Below are 17,238 nucleotides of genomic sequence, written 5' to 3'. Positions count from 1 at the left end.
GGCACTTGCGGAAGCTGGAATTGTGGGAATTTAGACAGGCATGAAGCGCGCCAAATACTCAGGCGAATTAATAAACTGCCCAATCAGGGTGACCACATCCGTGCCCGATTGACTGAGCAAAGCATCAAACGTCGCCTGATCCGGCGCATGCCCCAAGAGACCGATGTAATCCAGCGTCAATGACACTTTGGATTGCGAATTGGCCTTGAACTCGGTCGACTCGGTAAAGCCCGCCAGCATATCGCCACGGCTTAATCCATTCCCCAGTTGTCCCAGCCAGTAAGCCTTGCCTGCCGCATCTGAACTACGGTGCAGCACATTCTGATAAACCCGGTCCACAAAGGCCGTGTTATCCAGCGCCCCATAAGTCTTCTGGAACTCCGCACTCGACACAAAGGAAGCACTGATCTTGGAGAGATTCATGCCATCTTTTTGCGCCTGCATCCAGTAGGCCAGACCATCACGGTCAGGCAAACGGTCAAAGGCACCAAAGTACAGACGCGTGATACCACCGATGCCACCCTGGAATTCAGCAGATTCCATGAACGACGCTGCCACCTGGGCACGGCTCATCTTGCCACTGTCTATCTGCCCCTGCCAGTACTGCACCCCTGCCGTATCTGCTTCACGGAACAAGACATCGCGGTAGAGCTGCATGGCAAACAAGTCAGAACGGTGCAGCACATCATTGTCTTTGACATCGAGTTTGGTGCCGACTCTGGCTTCGATCGCATCCGGGATGCCATCACCATCCTTGTCATTCGGTAAGGAGGTACTGGGTTTGACCGCAATTGTCTCCGCCTTCTCAGTCTTATTTCCCAGCCCTGCTGAAAAAGAAATTTTGCCGTCGGCTTTGCCATCCAGGTCACCTGGTCCGCCATCAAGGATTTTAAAATCAACTTTGAGCTTGTTTCCAGATGCTGTGATATTCGTCGCCAGGTTCATCCATTCACCGGTGGCTGTTTGCGTCCAGAAACCATTCACAGCGCTATCTGCCGTGGTGTATAGCGACAAACTGACTTCGGCCTGGCTGCTAAAGCCTTCCAGTTGTGCAGACAAGCTACCATAGGGAAACTGTATTTCTGTCGCACTGTTGATGACCGCTTTGGTAGCGACTTCTTTTTGCAAGATGTGTTGAGTATTACTCAGAGTCAGGTAATGTGGACTGGATGAGTGATCCAGCCACTGCAGGGATGTCACCGCATTCTGCGATTGATCGGCAATACCATCACCATTGCCATCACCCAGACCATCGCCAATTAAATTCGGCACCAGTGTTTCTGTACTCATATAGGCACCATCGCCATCAGCATCTGAATCGATGGCAGCGTCATACCTGAGTATCGAATAATTCTGTGACAGTGTGTTGCCTGCATTTCCTGCAGCATCACTGACTTTGATGAGCAGGGTATTGCTGCCTTCCAGTGTTTGTCCGGTCAGTGACCATTGCCGCGCGCCCGGATTGGCGGTAGCAGTGAGCCAGCTATTGCCATTGTCCGGCGACACCAGAACACGCTCATCCGCAGCCAGTGGCGCGCTCAGATTGCCCGAAATAGTTTGCACACTTGCTGTGGTAATAAAATCAGAATTGCTGACACCATCATCGTTAGAAAAACTCAGCTTGCTGATGCCAGTGGTTGGTCGTGTATGATCGATTTGATAGAGCTGGCCAGTAAAGCCACCATTCAGGGTCAGGCTGGCTTTATCAAGAATGCCAGTGCCGGTATTCTTGAGATTCAAACCCAGGGTGCCGTCGCCAGTCAGATTGCTGATACTGACAATATAGTTGCTGGCATCCAGTTGGGTGATGCCGCTGATACTACCGCTAACGTTTCCTGTGGTGAGCAGTGAGAAGGCTGCTGGATTAACACCTGTGACAGCTTCACTGAAGCTGACTTTGTATTCCAGTGTACCCAGATTGCTGCTTTCACTCTGGACGCGCTTGATCGCCGTAGCGAAGGGTGCGATATTATCGGTTACCGTAATCACCAGATTTTTTTCATAGGCTGAACCAGCCGCATCTGTGGCACGCACCAGCACCGTATAATTACCAGACGCCATCTCCAGCGGACGTTTTGCTATCAGGCTGTTGCCAGAGATGCTGAACTTGTCATTACTATTATTGCTGGCACCCGCAACCAGGCTGAAGCTGGCTGTGTCGCCAGGATTAGGATCCATCGCTATCAGGGTGCCAACGCTGGTGTTATCTGCTGCAGTTTGTACGATGCCCGATGAGCTCAGCATGATATCCGTAGGGGCCAGATTCGCGCCGGCGGTGATGGCATAATTATTGGAATTTGTGATTCCCGTTGCTGCATTGCCTGCGCTGTCGCTGACACCCGTGTAATTGAGGGTGATGACATTACTAGCTGCTACCACACCAGATGCAGGCGTCAGGGTTGCCGTCCAAGTGATACCGCCATTGCCGGATGTGACCGTCGTCAAGTTACCATTCGCCACAGCTAAATTCGCATTATTGAATCCGCTGACTGCTTCATTGAAAGTAATGGTGACCAGTGATGTGCTGGCCGCAGTCAGGCTGGGGTTGGCAACTACGACAGTGGCAGTTGGGCGCAAGGTATCAACGCCATAGTTGCCTGATGTCGCGCTGCCGGTACCGGCATTGCCATTCAAATCATTGATGCCAGTGTAATCCAGTGTGATGACATTGCTGTTGTTGCTGGCATTGGCATTGGGTGCCAGCGTGACCGTCCAGGTGATACCACCATCGCCAGTGGTCAGGTTGGACAATGTACCATTTCTTGCCGTTAAATCGGCCGTGGTGAAGCTAGTGATTGCTTCGGAAAAAACCAGGGTGACGGTAGCTGCATCACCAATTTTTAAAGCTGTATCAGAAATCGTGATTGCCGAAGCGAGTGTCGGCCTGACGGTGTCTATCGTGTAATTGGGTGAATTGCTGCTACCTGAGCCAGCATTGCCAGCTAAGTCAGTGTAGCCTGTATTATCCAGGCGTACTAAATTAGAGGTATTGGTGACATTGGCATTCGGGGTCAGCGTGCCCGTCCAGGTGATGCCACCATTCGATGTTGTCAAACCAGTTATCCTGCCGTTTGGCACATTCAAATCCGCCGTCGTAAGACCGCTTACGGCTTCAGTAAACTTGATGGTGATGATTGCCGTATCACCGATCTTTAATGCAGTATCTGACAGGGTAATCGTCTGAGCCAGCGCTGGTGCGGTAGTGTCGATGGTGATGTTTGTGTTGCCTGAAGCATTGCTGATATTGCCAGCTCTGTCTACCGCCCTGATACTGACGCTATGCGTACCTGCAAGTGGCAACGTGGTGGCAGGGTCCTGGGTCACAGTGACAGACCAATTCCCGGAACTGTCTGCCGTTGTAGTGCCCAATACGACTGCGCCGCCAGTGTCATACAAATTGACGGTAGCAAAAGCTTCGGTGACACCTTTAAATGTCGGCGTATTGATATTGGTCTTGCCATCCGAAGACGAAACGCCAGAATCGCTTGCCGCATCCAGTGTAGCTGCTGCTGGTGTGGCAGGTTTGCTGGTATCGACCAGATAATTGCTATTGTCCGCGACGGCAGTATGGCTGAGGTCAGCAGCATTGCCTAACGCACTGTTCAAGCTGCCGCCATTCAGGTTGACGCTATTGCTGGCGATACTAATGCCATCGCTGTCGTTAAGCCCGGCTGCTATGGTGTAGCTGAATACCAATGCCGTGCTGCCACTGCCTGAACTATAGTCTGCATTCACAGTACTACCACCGATATTCAACGCCAATTGCGGCGTGCCTGTGACTGTCGTGTCTTCAGACATGGTGACCGTGACAGACACCACGTCGCCAGCATTCAGGCTATTGTTTTGTATGCCGGTGGCTGAACTGATGGTGACGTTGTTGACGGTAGGGATACTGGTATTGATCACCAGTGCCTGATTCGCCCCCAGTGAATTTGCTGTACCAGGTGTTGCCAGTGTCAGGTCGGCATCGGTGGTATCGCCGCTAAGTTTAATCGTCCCGCCATTCAATGCCAGTGCGGCAACGTCGTGGTAATCAAGATCGGCGCTGCTATCCCCAGCTTGCACGGTATAACTGAAAGTCAGGGTATTGCTGCCGCTGCCTGCCACATAGTCGATCACACGGTCAATAGTGCCGGTTTCCAGTGTCAACTGCGGTATGCCCGTGACATCAACTGCCTGATCAAAAGTGATGGTGATGCTGATTTGCTCACCTAAAGTATAAGTACCATCCGTCTTGGTAGACGTGACGGCAGTGATGACTGGTGACGCTGGCGGCGGACTGAAATGGAGTAGATTGAAAGGACTGTTTATAGCGCTGTTTACAAAAATATCTGGTTCAGTCGATGCTTCATCTGGTAATTCAGCAATGGAATAGGTGTTGGTTAAAATCATGAAATGTAGTTCTAAAGGGGCGGCCTTAAATCCGCATCAAGTCAGCACTGAAATTGGGAAACCCGCAACGATACCTGACAAATACGGAAATTTAAATGAGATATGTGTAGCAATTGTGAATGTGAATAATTTGCTATTGATTTAATGCGCGATGGGCTACATTTCTTGGTATATTGCTCAATTTTTGATCAGGGTGCTTGCCGGACATTTGTGTCAGAATGCGGCATCAGCCTGAGGGCTAGTCAAATTGCCTGTGCAATTGACCGCAAAGAAAGTATTAAAGAGCAAGATGATGTTTAATGAAAACCAGCAATCTGATCCAGCTCCTGATTTGCAAGAGCATTCCTGGATATCCCTGGAAACCGCGCTCGATGTAGAAGCATGGATGGATTTGCAACACCGCGAATTGCAGCAAGCCCTGGGCGATAAACCAACTACCGGTCAGGGCATCTGCCTGACGCTGGTACATGGTGGTGAGCTTTACCTGCATACCAATTCCGATGGCGATGTCTTGCTGGATTTGACAGAAGAAGCGCAATGGGTGGCACCGGTGCTGACCGCGGTGACCCGCAGCACACCGCCCAAGGGGCAAGTCTGGGGTTTGCCAGGGCATGTGCTGATACAGCTGATACTGGGCTTGAATAGCCTGATCGCCAGCAGCCGTCTGGTATTGCGACATCAATACAAGGGTGGCCGCATAACTTGACTCTGAGCTTGAGCCTGAGCTGTGCCTAAGAATAATTTATCTGGGCGAATAAATGCGCGCCAGTTCACCATCCTGATGTCCCTGCAAAATGGCCTTGTCTATTTTCTGCAGCAGGCTGGCATCACCGTCAGGGCGCATGGCAATATGGATATCTATCGAGGATACCGGCTTGGGCAGTATGCAAAACAATTTGCTGTCTGCCTGTTTGTCACCAAATTCTGCCATGTATTGTTGATTGAAGTAGGTTTCCAACCTGCCAATATTGGCGCTTGAGCTATACAATAAAAATGCATCCATGCGGCGCATGCTCAATTTTTTGAAACGGCCCAGATTATTGCTGGTGTCGTCCTCGACCTTGAACAAGACATTGCTGAGCCGATCAAATTCTTCCCCATAACTGGTACCGCGTACTATGCCTATGGTTTTGCCTTTCAAATCATTGATAACATTGAAATTGAATTTTGCGCGACACAATGTCACCAGCAAAGCCTGATCAGTAAAGATAGGAGCGCTGAATTTGAAGCTGCGCAGGCGTTCGCGGGTTTTGGAAATACCAAAGATCAGGCCTTCGCCCATGGCGGCGTTTTCCACTGCCCTTTTCCAAGGGTAGCGCCTTACTTCAAATTTCAGCCTGGTATGTTGTTCCAGATAGCGCAGCAATTCCACGACTTCGCCAGAAAGAGGGATGACGGCGCCTTTGCTATCGAGCTCTTCGCTCATCAACAACACTACATTGGGCTTTGCTTGAGCATACGTCACACTGACCCAGCCAGCACAGACCAGCAAGATGCAGGACAGTAAGCGTGAATAGCGCAACATTGGCGATACGGTTTAAGGCAGTCGCTTAATCTTAGCGCAAATTACCTGCTTTGGTTGTTGGCTCCGGCACGGATGAGGGCATGTAGTGCACAATCCATGTTAAATATCGCAAACACTATGGTTCTGGAAAAATAAAAAAAGGGTTCATGTTTTACATGAACCCTTTTTATCTGAAGCTGCGTCGTTTTGTTTTTGTGTCGTGCTGCGTTGTTTAATTCGCTACACCATTTCTATCTATCTTGACGATGCGTGAACCGCCAGCTTTCTTGACATTCACTTCGGCTTCACCAGGGCCGGTCACCTTGATGCTGGCGCTGTCCAGCAATAAATCACGGGCATGCAAGTCACCGCTGCCAGTCAGCCTGGCGCTCAGGCTTTTGGCTGTGCCTTTCAGGCGGGTTTCTCCGGGGCCGTTCATCATCACTTCCAGCGCTGCCTCAGATTGCAATTCCACATCAAAGTCACCTGAGCCGGAATTTTCCAGTTTGAATACGCCTGTGATGCTGCGATAACTCTGGTTCGACGGGCCATTGTTGACGATCTGCAAATCCTTGATTTTCAAATGGTCGGCATTGATATCACCAGAACCACTGCTGGTCAGTGTCAGGGACACTATCTCACCACTCAAGTTTAATTCACCCGGGCCATTGCTGCGTATGCTGGCCTGCTCAGCCCTGATGTCCTGGATCTGCACATCGCCAGAGCCAGACATTTCCAGTTCCAGCGCCTTGATCGTACCGCCCAGTTTCACATCAGCGGGACCGTGTTGTACCAGCTTGACGGGAACAGACTGCAGATTATCCACGCTCAGTTCACCACTGCCACTCAGATTGGCATCCAGCGATTGGCTGATAATATTCATATGGGTGTCACCCGAACCATGAATTTCTACCTCGGCCTTGCCGGTTTGCAGTTGCTGCAAATCCATATCGCCACTGCCATTGGCGATCAGTTTCAAGGTATTGACCTTGCCACTGATCTTCAGGTCGCCAGAACCATTCAAATTCAATGCCAGGTTGTCTGACTGCAAGTCGCGTACTTCCATATCGCCGCTACCGCTATTATTGATACGGTTCAAGCCAGCGGCGGTGATCCTGATGGTGCCCGGACGATTGGTCCAGGTAAAACTATAGGATTTACGCTTGCTGCGTATGATCAAGACCTTGTTTTCCACCACGGTTTCAATTTCCGGCACCAGGTTGTCGTCGCCGCTGACTTCCACAGCAGCGGCGGTGCCAGCGGTGCCATTGGTGACGATCACATCAAAGAAACCAGAATTTTCAATGGCACTGAATTCAGTGACAGCGCGTTGCTCGGTAATCAGCTTGCCGCTGCCCTTGATGGCATCGCCCTTGACCCTGACTTCACAAGCGCTGAGCAAGACGGTCAGCAGTGCCAGACTTCCTAAAGATTTGAGCATGATATCGTTTGGAATAAGAGTTATTGAATGGCTTGTAGTGTAATGTTGTTTTAAACAGATATCACCGTCTAAAAAGACAGAATGCAATTTCCGTGTGACCAAGCGCAAATTTGCCGGATAAAGCGCAGGGCTTTGATTTTCATGACGATGTAGGCTAAGCTGATGTGCATCACCAATCCAGAATCCAAGAATGACACTAACGCGCCGCCAGTTACTAAAGAAAGGGCTCTTGCTCGGCACTGCCGGACTGGCAGCCCCGCATACCATCCTGCATGCCGCAGATACCGGTACTGAAAAACACGCGCAACCAACCCCACCGCCTGACTTGTTTGATTCACAGGCGCTGGACATAGAATTCTGGGTCAAACCCCGCACCATGGACCTGATCCGCCCTGCCACGGGCGAGCGCAGCAAGATACTGTACTGGAAAGACGGCGAAGTACTGGAGTCTGCCTACCAGCAACTATGCCACATCTTGCGCGACGTCAATGGCAAACAGACTGCTCCTATTGACCCCAAACTGCTGGAAACCCTGTGGGCAACCCAGGCCTATATTGCCCGCTTTGGCATGACCAGACCGCTGGAAATACTGTCTGGCTACCGTACCCAGGCTTCCAATACGCGCCTGATAGAACAAGGCGTACCGGCGGCCCGCAAGTCTCTGCACATGGACGGCAAAGCTGCCGACATCCGCATCCCTCAGCTACATGAAGAAATCCTGGGCGAACTGATACAAAGTTTCCGCCAGGGCGGCGTCGGCTTTTATTACCGCCAGACCGCCAATGGCGGCTGGATACATACTGACACGGGCTTGCAAAGAAGCTGGAAGGGCTGAGTTTCTTAAAGACCTTTCAAGTGGAAATTTAATACTTCCGCTTGAAAGGCAAAGAAAAACTTATTTAGCGACAGCAGCCTTGGCCTTGGCTTCATCCGCAGCGATAAATACACTCATTTTGGCCGGATCTATATAACGGCGGAAGGCATCATTGACCTGCTCCACTGTCAGCGCCTGTATCTTGTCGTCCATGGCTTGTGACCAGGCCCAGGTGCGTTTCAGATACAGATTGCCGTTCCAGCCACTGGCTACCGCACCGTCGCTGCTGCGTCCTTGAACCCGTTGTTGCAAGAGCCCGGATTTGGCCTTGGCCAGTTCATCGGCTGTAAAGCCGTCCTTGAGGGCGCGGGTCAGTTCTTCCTTGACGGCGACTTCCAGTTTTTCCAGATTCTGTGGTGCCGCCGTTGCATTGATGCTGAAGCTACCTACCGGGTCGATTTCACCTGCCGTCAGGTTGGAACCGCCGCCATAAGACAGGCCATCTTTTTGACGTATGCGTTCCATCACGCGCGAGTTCATGCCAGCGCCGCCACCAAAAATATAATTGGCCACACGCAGTGCAGGGAAGTCTGCATCATCTTCACGCAGGCTCAGATTCATGCGGCTGGAGTAAACGCCGTTTTCCTTGTCTGGTGTGTTGAATGTCTTGCGCACTGCCGGAATGTTTTCGCGTTTGCTGACCAGACGGGAGTATGGAGACTTGCTGGTCCAGCCATCAAATATTTTGGCGACGGTCTGTTTGGTGCTGTCCACATCAAAATCACCGACGATGGACAATTCACCTTTGGATACGCCATAGAAATCTTTATGGAAAGTCTTGACGTCTTCCAGCTTGGCATTGCGTATGGCTTCCAGCGTTTCATCCAGTGTCATGGATGCGCGCACATCACCTTTGGGATAGGTGTTGAAATGCTGCGCCATCGCACGGCTGGCAACGGCAGAAGGCTCATTGCGTGAAGCCTCTGTATTGACCAGAGCTCTCTCTTTCAATTGCTTGAATTCGCTTTCCGGGAAGTTGGCTTCTTTCAGGACATGCGCCACCAGTTCCAGAGCTGCTGGCAAATTCGCCTTGGTGGTCTGGAATGAATACAGGCCGCCACTCATTTTCAGTTTGGACATTTCATCCGCCAGTTGTGCGCGGGAATATTTGCTGGTACCTGTGCTCAGCAAGCCGCCGGTAAAGCCCATGACGGTGGATTTGCCAAACAGGGTTTTTTCATCACCCCAATGCAAATTCAGGGACACGTTTACGGTTTCGCCACGGGTCTTTTTAGGCAAGAGCGCCACTTGCAGATTGCCGATATTGCTGACTTGCGTGCGCTTGTCGATGTTTGCTGGCGACGGATCAAACACTTCACCAGTCAATGTCGCTGCCTTGGGTTTGAAGTCTTTCATGACTTCTGCAATACTTGGTGCGGCAGGTATGTCTGCGCGTTGTGGATTGTCTTCCGGGATGAAGGTGCCAACGGTACGGTTGTCGCGCACCAGATATTTTTTCACAGCGGCAGTGACTTCTTCAGAGCTGACTTTGTCTGCGTCATCCCTGTCCTTGAACAGATAGCGCCAGTCACCCATGGCGATATATTCAGACATGCTGACGCCGATGGACTCATGGTTATTCAGCAGTTTTTCATAGTAGTTGGCATTGTCGCGTTTCAGACGTTCCAGTTCTTCCTTGGTCGGCGGATTTTTCTTGAAGTCTTCTATGCCTGCCAGCAGCGCATCTCTCGCTGCATCGACAGATTCACCTTTCTTGACGACGGCACCGATGATGGCGAGGCCGGGTTCAACATACCCCATGCTGCTTGAAAACACTTGTACCAGTTTGCCACTTTCCACCAGTTGTTTGTGCAAGCGGCCATGCGGAGCACTGGCCAGTATGCTGCCAGCATAGTTCAGGGCATCACGGTCATGGTGCAAGCCAGCCGGTACCTTATACGCAATCATCACCATCTGCACATCACCCTTACGGCGCACGACAAAGCTGCGCTCACCATCCTGCGTTGGTTCTGTAGTCCAGAACTGGGGCAGACTGCGGGTCGGTTTGGCGATCTTGCCAAAGGATGCATTAATCCATTGCAGGGCTTTTTCAGCTTCGAATTTACCCGCTACCAGCAGCACGGCATTGTCTGGCTGGTAGTAGTTACGGTAAAAACTTTGCAGGTTTTCTATCTTGACGTTTTCTATGTCACTGCGGTTACCTATGGTGGAATTGCCATAGTTATGCCAGTCAAAAGCCACGCTTTGCATACGTTTCATGAGTACTGCGCCGGGTGAATTTTCACCACGTTCGTATTCATTGCGCACGACTGTCATCTCGGTGTCGAGGTCTTTTCTGGCGATATTGGAATTGACCATGCGGTCGGCTTCCATTTCCAGCGCCCATTTCAGATTGTCATCGCTGGCCTGGAACAATTCAAAATAATTGGTGCGGTCCAGGGAGGTAGTGCCATTGATGCGCATGCCACGCTTATTGAAATCTTCCGTGATTTTTGGGTTGGTCGGCGTGCCCTTGAACATCAGATGTTCCAGCAAATGTGCCATACCGGTTTCGCCATAGTTTTCATGACGTGAACCAACCAGGTAAGTGACATTGACAGTGACGGTAGGTTTGGATGCATCCGGCATCAGCAATACCCGCAAGCCATTTGGCAAACGGTATTCAGTGATTCCTTCCACGCTGGTCACCTGGCTGACACCTTTCGGCAAATTGTCTGCCAGCGCGACAGGGGCGGTGAATAGAAAGACACCGCCCAGTATCAGGGCGCGCAAGACAGGTTTGAGTGAAAGCTGCATGCCGGAGCGTAGTTGTTGCATAAAATCCTTCTGTGATTTCGGGGTACAAAAATAATAAATCCGCCTGGTGGATTACACCTGACGGATATGATTTATGGAAATAGATAAAGTTGCAGCTATTTTGTAATAAAGATAGACGACATTTGAGGCGATTTAGGTGGCTGACTTAAATCTGCCAGATTGTAACTATGTGTTAAATGCAATCGCTTGTCAATTGTGCACTGCAGCGACTGTCAAGGTCTGGCTGCCACTCCAGCTATCACCCGGTGCCAGAGTGACGGGCCGTAATATTGTCGCCGCTTCTACGCATAGCATGTTTTTTTCGCCACCAGCGTGCAGGTCATTGATTTTGACCGCGCCTGCTCCAGGGTTCCAGACCACGGCATCGGCAAAACCACTGCTGCGTATGAGGGTGCTTTGTTGTGGCTGGCGCAATTCCAGCTGGGCCGGGACATTGCCGTAGATGCGGTCGGTTTCACCGCTGATGCGCAGGCTTGGATCAGCTTCCAGGCAATTATCAGTGCCCGTGACAGTGTCACGATAATGCAGGCCTTGCAGACCATGCAGGCTGACATCCGCGATATCCTGCACGGCCAGGTAAGTATGCAGGGCAGTGCTGAAGCTGAAATTGGTATCGCCCGTATTGTGTATCTCCAGCACGATTTGCAGGCTATTACCCAGTATGCTGACCCGTAGTTCTGCGCGAAATACATAAGGCCAGATGGTCAGGCGGGCGATGTTTTCCTTCAGTTCATAGACAGCCTGGGCAGCGCCGCTTTCCAGCAGGCCAGACTGCAAGAGCTTCCATTCAGAAGTGCGGGCGAAACCATGCTTGGGCAAAGTCCCCTGGTTGGAAAACTGCGGAAACACCACAGGTACGCCGCCACGGATGGCAACACCATCCTGAAAAGCCGAAGTCTCGCTCATGAATAATTGCTCAACCCCGCCTGCAGGTATCCAGGAACATATATGCGCTCCCTGGCTGGCAATTTTTGCAGTGGCACCATCTTGGGATGTAAGGCTGAGGAAATTCATGCAGGCTTTCTTTCAGTAAATGTTGATATGCATTAGTGTAATGGATAGTTGCGCAAACGGTATGATTTTGCCATCTTCCAATACAGGACTTATGCAAAATTGTCCCAACAAGGCTAACGCATTTAGGAAACCGCCCTGGCAAGGGCGTTTCGTTTTGTTGGCATACAGCATGCTGTATGAAACCCCAACTGCACCGCAGCGACGACGACAGTACTTTAGTACAAGGTAGTTGTACATGCGGGAGATGCAACGCGGTTGGGGCGGTTTTGCATACGTCCTGACACGACAAAAAAGGCGGGTTTCGGTTAGTATGGCAGACACAAAATCTGTCACGGAAACGAAAGCCACCATGTCCATCAGCTATCTCGCCATTAAACACCTGCACCTGACTTGTGTGGGATTGAGTGGCAGCCTGTTCCTGCTGCGCGGTTTCTGGAAAATGCGCGACTCTGCCATGATGGGCAAGCGCTGGGTGAAAATCCTGCCGCATGTGATCGATACGGTCTTGCTGGCCAGTGCCCTGACGCTGGCGGTATTGAGCGGACAGTATCCCTTCCAGCAAAACTGGCTGACAGCGAAATTATTCGCCCTGATACTGTATATCGTGCTCGGCACGTTAGCCCTCAAACGTGGCAAGACGCCCGCCATACGCACGGCTGCGTTCATCGCCGCCATCCTGGTTTTTGCCTATATCATCAGCGTTGCCCTGAGCAGGCAGGTTATTCCATTCTGACATTAGAGATATAAGAGATATTTTTCATGGCTATCTACTTTTGCAAACGCAAGCTCAGTCTTCTTATTGCCCTGCCTTTCTTGTATGGACAATACGCCAGTGCCAGCGAAACCCTGCATGAACTGGCGCAAGATTTGCAGACAGGTAAAACCACTGCCAGTCAAATCTTTGATGCCTATGATGCGCGTATCAAGATGTATAACCCTGGCCTGCAGGCAGTGAGTACGCGCAATCCCCAGGCCAGGGCAGACGCTCTGGCTGCAGATTCGGCAGCAGATCACGCAGATCAAAAACAAAAGCCACGTGGCAGTCTGGCGGGTTTGCCCCTGCTCCTGAAAGACAATATCGCCGTGCAGGGCATGGTGACCACAGCCGGTTCGCTGGCACTGGCGGACAACCTGGCCGCACAGGACGCACCCGTGGTTGCCCGCTTGCGCGCGGCCGGTGCCATCATCCTTGGCAAGGCCAATCTTAGTGAATGGGCGAACCTGCGCTCATCCCAGTCCACCAGTGGCTGGAGTAGCGTGGCTGGACAAACCCGCAACCCCTATGCGCCTGAGCGCAGCCCTTGCGGTTCCAGCTCTGGCTCAGGGGCTGCCGTGGCCGCGCGCCTGATCCCGGCAGCCATAGGTACAGAAACCGATGGGTCGATAGTTTGCCCGGCATCGGTGAACGGCCTGGTCGGTTTGAAGCCTACCATAGGCCTGGTCAGCCGTACTGGCATCGTCCCACTCAGCCATAGCCAGGATACTGCCGGTCCCATGACCCTGAACGTGCGCGATGCCGCCATGTTATTGAATGTTATGGCTGGCAGCGATGCACAAGACCCCGTCACCCGCACAGCCAACCACCACCGCAGCAAGGACTATACGGCGGGCTTGCAAGCTACCGCCCTGCAGGGCAAACGCCTGGGTATAGTGCGCAAACTGGTGGATGGCTACGATAGCGAGACCAAGACCCTGTTCGACCAGAGCCTGGCTATCCTGATCGCGCAAGGCGCAACCGTCGTTGACCAGATAGACTTGCCTTATCTGGAAGAACTGGATAAAGATGAACTCACGGTCTTGCTGTATGAATTCAAGGCGGACCTGAATGCCTATCTGGCCAAAACCCCAGCCACAGTCAAAACCCGCACGATGGCAGACGTGATCGCCTTCAACAAGCAACATGCAGATACCGTCATGCCCTATTTTGCGCAGGAATTGATGGAGCAGGCACAAGCCAAAGGCAAGCTCAGCGATGTTGCCTATCGCCAGGCCAGCGCCCGCATCAAGCTGCGCGCTGGCAAGCAGGGCATAGATGCCGTGCTCAAGAAATACAAGCTTGATGCCCTGATTGCACCGACGACCGGCACAGCCTGGCTCATCGACTACAAGGCCGGGGATGTGCTGGAAGGCAGTTCCAGCAGCCCGGCAGCGATTGCCGGTTACCCGCACCTGACCGTACCCATGGGTCAGGTCAGGGGCTTGCCAGTTGGTTTGTCATTGTTTGCCGGTGCCTGGTCAGAGGCAAAATTGCTCAATATGGGCTATGCCTTTGAGCAGGCCAGACCAGCGCTGTCAGCGCCCAGTCTGGCGACCACGGCAACGGCTGCAACTACAAGGCAGCCCTGATCATATCGGCGGCCTTTTCCCCTATCATCATGGTAGGGGCATTGGTGTTGCCACCGATCAGGGCAGGCATGATGGAGGCATCGACTATCCGCAAACCTGTCATGCCATGTACGCGCAATTGCGGGTCGACCACGGCCATGGCATCCACGCCCATCTTGCAAGTGCCTATGGGGTGATACACGGTGTCGCTGGTCTGGCGCAAGACGGCGCGTATCTCATCGTCGGTATGTACATTTGCTGTCTGGAAGTCGCTGGTGCGTGCTGCCACCAGCGCAGGTGCATCCATCAGCTTGCGTGTCAGCTTGAAACCCTTGACCATGTTTTCTATATCATCAGGATGTTCGAGGAAGCGCGGGTTGATCAGGGGCGCAGCCATGGGGTCTTTGCTGGCCAGCGTGACTTCACCGACACTCTTGGGCCGTAACAAACACATATGGCAGGAATAGCCATGACCCAGATGCAGCTTGCGCGCATGGTCATCCAGCATGGCCAGCACAAAATGCAGTTGTATGTCAGGTGCGCTCAGGCTGGGATCTGTCTTCAGAAAGCCGCCGCCTTCAGCACCGTTTGAAGTCAGCAGGCCACGCCGCTGCTTTTGATAGCGTCTGAATTCTTTCACCATGCGCAGGCTGCCACCGGCAGATACACCCAGCAAGTCCAGGCTCTTGGCGCGGTATTTGAAGACGAAGTCAGGATGGTCCTGCAAATTCTGTCCGACGCCGGGTAAGTCGTGTACTACCGGTACACCCATGGCCTGCAAGGCCTTGCCATCACCGACACCAGACAGCATCAGTAATTGCGGTGTCTGGAAAGCACCGGCAGCCAGCAAGACTTCCTTGCCTGCCTTCAAGGTCTTGACCTGGCCACCCTGCCGGTATTCAACACCGATGGCGCGTTTGCCTTCAAACAGTATGCGCGTGACATGGCAGCCGGTTTCCACTTGCAGATTGCTGCGCTTACCCATATGCGGATGCAGGTAGCCACGTGCTGCTGTCCAGCGTTCACCATTGTGCTGGGTGACCTGGTAGATGCCAACGCCTTCCTGCTCTTCGCCATTGAAGTCGGTATTGATATTGAAGCCAGCCTGACGGGCCGCTTCGAGATAAATTTGCTGGTAGGGATTGTCGCTGCGCAATTCACTGACATGCAGCGGACCAGACTGGCCATGATAATGACCACCATGGGTTTCATTGTTTTCTGACTTTTTGAAGTAGGGCAAGACTTCATCAAAAGACCAGCCAGTATTACCCAGGGCTGCCCACTGATCATAATCCTGCTTGTGACCACGGATATACACCATGGCATTGATGCCCGACGAGCCACCCAGCATCTTGCCGCGTGGCTGGTAACCGCGCCTGCCATTCAGGCCAGGTTGCGGTACGGTTTCAAAAGCCCAGTTATTCAGCTTGGTTGGCAACATGGCTACTACGGCCGCTGGAGTGTTAACTACCCAACTGTCGCCCTTGCCACCGGATTCCAGTATGGTCACATGCAGATTGGGGTCTTCCGTCAGGCGGCCAGCCACGGCACAAGCGCCGGAACCGCCACCGACGACGACGTAGTCGGGTGTAGTGGTTGTCATATTGTCTCTTTAGTATTTGCGGACTTACACAAAATCGCCCCAGCTGCGTTGTAGCTCCTCTCCTAGGAGCCGCGTACTAAAAGTACTGTCTTCGTCGCTACGCCTTGCTGGGACAATTTTGCGTAAGTCCTTTGGTTTTTTGGTGTCTTGCCGAAATCTATGTTCCGGTGTAGCTTAGGATATTAAATCTTCAGACTCCAGAAAGTAAGGACAAATCCTGCCACGATGCAGCTAAAGCGCAGATGAACAACAAAGTATTGTCAGTACAGGATGCAGTATTTCCGGCTCACCCCTTCTCGGGTTTGCTGGCGATAGGTCGCGAGCGTGACTGGCGTTTGCAGGACATGTTCCCGGCACTGGGCTTGAATGCAGATGGTCGCCCGCCTGAAGATGTGCGCATCAGCTACCTACAAGCCAGGGAAAGTCTGTTGCAAGCGCGTTATCACGGCGGCGCAGACCTTGGGATATTGTCCGGTGCACGCAAGTCCCTGCCTGCACTGGGTGCCATGGCGAGCGGCATGCTGGCGCAGGCAACATTGGCAGATGCCATGCATTTTGGCCTGGAATACCAGTTGATTGCCGGTGCCATGGTGCAATTACAGCTGGAACCGGGCGAACGCACATCGGTATTGACAGCCCGCCCCCTGTTTGACGATGTTGAGTTGCAGGATTTTCTCGATGCCGACCATCTGGCAACCGCCATCAATGTCAGCCGTGCCCTGTGTGGTGCTGCCCTGCAGATCGAAAGGGTGGAGTTGCGTGGTAACCGGCAAGCCAGCCGTTCTGTTGCCGAAGATTTTTTTGGCTGCCCTGTTGTGTACGGTGCCGATGTCAGCCGCGTCATCGTCAACAACAGCGTACTCAATACCTTATTGATCAACCCCGATCCTGATCTCGCAGCCAGCAGCAAAATGCGCTGTGATGCAGAATTGGCGGCAGTGGGTTTGACAGGCAGGCAAAGCCTCTTGCACAAACTGGTCAGCCTGCAATGTGATTACCACAGCGTGCCTGAACTGGCGCGAGCATTGGGCATCAGTGAACGCTCCCTGCATCGCTTGCTGGTACGCGAAGGTTGCTCTTATTTTCAAATCGCAGAAAGCCTGCGCATGGAAAAAGCCAAGCATTATTTGCGCACTACCAGCATGGGCCTGGATGACATCGCAGCGACATTAAATTACTCAGACAGCCGCAGTTTTCGCCGCGCATTCAAACGGGCGGTGAATCTGACGCCTTCAGAATTCAGATCTTTTCGCAGCTGAACATGACTTAGAACTATCAAGTCAATTTTCAATTCAAACCAGCATTAT

The 17,238-nt window shown here is 52.3% G+C and carries 11 protein-coding genes; 5 read left to right on the top strand and 6 right to left on the bottom strand.

Translation table 11 applies throughout. The features are described from left to right. Positions 1-30: 30 nt before the first annotated feature. Positions 31-4,392, bottom strand: coding sequence for an Ig-like domain-containing protein (locus ACO0LD_RS10500; protein ID WP_423006428.1), 4,362 nt, complete (start codon positions 4,390-4,392; stop codon positions 31-33). A gap of 289 nt (positions 4,393-4,681) precedes the next feature. Here ACO0LD_RS10500 and ACO0LD_RS10495 point away from each other — a divergent pair, with 289 nt between their 5' ends. Continuing rightward, positions 4,682-5,098: a hypothetical protein gene (locus tag ACO0LD_RS10495; protein WP_423006426.1), complete on the top strand. Its 417-nt coding sequence runs from the start codon at positions 4,682-4,684 to the stop codon at positions 5,096-5,098. A 36-nt stretch (positions 5,099-5,134) separates the two neighbouring features. Here ACO0LD_RS10495 and ACO0LD_RS10490 read toward each other — a convergent pair whose 3' ends face one another. Together ACO0LD_RS10490 and ACO0LD_RS10485 are read right to left on the bottom strand one after the other, a co-directional pair. Continuing rightward, the gene (locus tag ACO0LD_RS10490) at positions 5,135-5,917 is read right to left on the bottom strand and encodes a substrate-binding periplasmic protein (RefSeq protein WP_423006424.1); all 783 of its coding nucleotides are present in this window, start codon (positions 5,915-5,917) and stop codon (positions 5,135-5,137) included. A 211-nt stretch (positions 5,918-6,128) separates the two neighbouring features. Beyond that, complete coding sequence (locus tag ACO0LD_RS10485) at positions 6,129-7,337, bottom strand: GIN domain-containing protein (protein WP_423006422.1); 1,209 nt, start codon at positions 7,335-7,337, stop codon at positions 6,129-6,131. Between the two features lie 190 nt (positions 7,338-7,527). Here ACO0LD_RS10485 and ACO0LD_RS10480 point away from each other — a divergent pair, with 190 nt between their 5' ends. Then, positions 7,528-8,172: a YcbK family protein gene (locus ACO0LD_RS10480; RefSeq protein WP_423006420.1), complete on the top strand. Its 645-nt coding sequence runs from the start codon at positions 7,528-7,530 to the stop codon at positions 8,170-8,172. 60 nt (positions 8,173-8,232) lie between these two features. Here the strand turns inward: ACO0LD_RS10480 and ACO0LD_RS10475 are convergent, their stop codons facing one another. After that, positions 8,233-10,989, bottom strand: a complete 2,757-nt coding sequence (locus tag ACO0LD_RS10475) for a M16 family metallopeptidase (protein WP_423006418.1) — start codon at positions 10,987-10,989, stop codon at positions 8,233-8,235. A 189-nt stretch (positions 10,990-11,178) separates the two neighbouring features. After that, entirely contained in the window at positions 11,179-12,003 is an 825-nt protein-coding gene (locus tag ACO0LD_RS10470; protein WP_423006416.1) for a D-hexose-6-phosphate mutarotase, read from the bottom strand. 310 nt (positions 12,004-12,313) lie between these two features. Between ACO0LD_RS10470 and ACO0LD_RS10465 the strand changes: the two genes are divergently transcribed. Both ACO0LD_RS10465 and ACO0LD_RS10460 read left to right on the top strand, forming a co-directional pair. Next, complete coding sequence (locus ACO0LD_RS10465) at positions 12,314-12,736, top strand: SirB2 family protein (RefSeq protein ID WP_423006414.1); 423 nt, start codon at positions 12,314-12,316, stop codon at positions 12,734-12,736. Between the two features lie 26 nt (positions 12,737-12,762). Continuing rightward, positions 12,763-14,349, top strand: a complete 1,587-nt coding sequence (locus tag ACO0LD_RS10460) for an amidase (protein WP_423006412.1) — start codon at positions 12,763-12,765, stop codon at positions 14,347-14,349. On the opposite strand, the gene ACO0LD_RS10455 is transcribed toward ACO0LD_RS10460, so the two are convergent. Then, positions 14,333-15,931 (bottom strand): GMC family oxidoreductase, encoded by a 1,599-nt coding sequence (locus tag ACO0LD_RS10455; protein ID WP_423006410.1) that lies wholly within the window; start codon positions 15,929-15,931, stop codon positions 14,333-14,335. The genes ACO0LD_RS10460 and ACO0LD_RS10455 overlap by 17 nt on opposite strands. Positions 15,932-16,173: 242 nt before the next feature. Between ACO0LD_RS10455 and ACO0LD_RS10450 the strand changes: the two genes are divergently transcribed. Further along, on the top strand, positions 16,174-17,190 hold the full coding sequence (locus ACO0LD_RS10450; protein ID WP_423006408.1) for a helix-turn-helix domain-containing protein: 1,017 nt from the start codon (positions 16,174-16,176) through the stop codon (positions 17,188-17,190). Positions 17,191-17,238: the final 48 nt, after the last annotated feature.

Source organism: Undibacterium sp. Ji83W (genome assembly GCF_049340385.1).
Classification (GTDB): domain Bacteria; phylum Pseudomonadota; class Gammaproteobacteria; order Burkholderiales; family Burkholderiaceae_D; genus Undibacterium.
The sequence above is the reverse complement of the archived record's forward strand: the minus strand, read 5'-3'. Positions and strand labels throughout refer to the sequence as shown.